The organism is Curtobacterium sp. MCBA15_016, from assembly GCF_001865105.1.
GTDB lineage: Bacteria > Actinomycetota > Actinomycetes > Actinomycetales > Microbacteriaceae > Curtobacterium.
This window is the reverse complement of record NZ_MJGR01000034.1, coordinates 7513-8489: the sequence shown is the minus strand read 5'-3', so window position 1 is coordinate 8489 and position 977 is coordinate 7513. Positions and strand designations below refer to the sequence as shown.

The following is a 977-nucleotide window of genomic DNA, read 5'->3' as shown; positions in this document are numbered from 1 at the left end:
CGACGGCGGCACGGAGCGCGGCGACCTCGATCGTCTCGTCGGACACCGGCAGGTCGACGAACCCGAGGGGTGCCACGCCGTCGCGGACGAGGAGCCTGGCCGACCGGTGACCGGCGGCGTCGTGCAGCCCCACCGTGCCGGCGTCGTCCCCGGGGACCTCGGCGAGGTCGACGGCACCGACCCACACGGCACCGCCCCAGGTGGGGTCGACGGCGCTCGACATCGGGCGGGCGAGCTCGACGCGGGGCGGGAGCGAGCGCTGGATGGTGTCGGTCATGGGAGAGCCTGTCTCGTGTCGGGGGACGTGCGCGGTCGCAGCCGGCCATCCCACCGTCGCTGCGGGGACGGCGGGGGTCAACGAGCAGGCGGAACCGTGCGGTTTCTCCTCGCTCGACGCCCGCCACGCGTGCGTGATCCCGCAATGCCGCAGGCCCTCCGCACTTCCCGGTGACCGCTCTCCCGTGCGCCCTCGGCCCCCGGTTACCGTCGTGACACCCGCAAGGCCGCTGCCAGTCGCCGGCCCAGACCCGAAGGGACGCTCGATGCGTCAGTCGATCGCGGTGGTCGAGCAGTGACCGCCACCACGACCCCCACCAGGATGTCGCTCCGCCACGGAACCCGCGTGCTGCCGACCTCACCGGTGCCGTCCCTCGTCGCCGCGGGACTCGGTTTCGCCGGAGCCGCCCTCATCGCGGCCGACGCGTCCGGTCCGCTCCGCACGGCCGTCGTGCTCGTCGCGCTGTTGGTCGTCCCGGGTCTGCCGGTGGTCCGGTTGCTCGGGCTCCGCGAGCCGATCGGGCGCGCCGGACTCGTCGTCGCGTCCAGTGCCGCGATCGACGCGGTCCTCGGGCTCGCGATGGTCTGGACGGGGCAGTGGGTCCCGCTGCCCGCCGCCGGGCTCCTCCTGCTCGTCGCCGGGTGGGTGTCGCTCGGCCAGGGCGTCCAGACCGCGCGCACCGCGCCCAGGTCGGCCCGCG

Annotated in this window: 2 pseudogenes; one reads left to right on the top strand and one right to left on the bottom strand. The window is 75.3% G+C overall.

Annotated elements, in window-relative coordinates:
• A pseudogene (locus tag BIV03_RS19780) lies at window positions 1–277 on the bottom strand (hypothetical protein); the annotation flags it as partial.
• A gap of 294 nt (window positions 278–571) precedes the next feature.
• Between BIV03_RS19780 and BIV03_RS19775 the strand changes: the two are divergent.
• Window positions 572–977, top strand: a pseudogene (locus BIV03_RS19775) (hypothetical protein); the annotation flags it as partial.